This window comes from Parendozoicomonas verongulae, assembly GCF_009711465.1.
GTDB classification, from domain to species: domain Bacteria; phylum Pseudomonadota; class Gammaproteobacteria; order Pseudomonadales; family Endozoicomonadaceae; genus Sansalvadorimonas; species Sansalvadorimonas verongulae.
This window is the reverse complement of the sequence record NZ_SMME01000157.1, coordinates 1-303: the sequence shown is the minus strand read 5'-3', so window position 1 is coordinate 303 and position 303 is coordinate 1. Positions and strand designations below refer to the sequence as shown.

The window sequence follows — 303 nt, the reverse complement described above, 5'->3', positions numbered from 1 at the left end:
CAGAGGGGTATCGGAGTATATTCGGCCGGTATTTACTTTAAGCTGGCCAGATCCCGTGCAGGTCACCTGACGTATCAGGCCGTTATGCTCCAGATCCTGAGGCGAGCGCAGGCAAATGACCTCACCCTGAGAGGATTGATGATCCCGATACAGAGCAAGTACTGCCTGCCGGTCAGCATCATTTTGAATGCAATAAAGTGAGTTCTGCGGGGGAGAGCAGATACGTGATTTTTTGGAGAGGGGAAGACAGGTCGGTAGCATGGGGGCAAGCTGCGTGACGCGCCGCTTTCTCGGGTTCTCCTC

1 protein-coding gene is annotated in these 303 nt (G+C 54.5%); it reads left to right on the top strand.

Features of this window, described 5'->3' with window-relative positions; all coding sequences use genetic code 11:
- A partial coding sequence (locus E1189_RS24205; protein WP_230459798.1) for a hypothetical protein occupies positions 1-201 on the top strand: 201 nt, incomplete at its 5' end.
- Between the last annotated feature and the right edge of the window lie 102 nt (positions 202-303).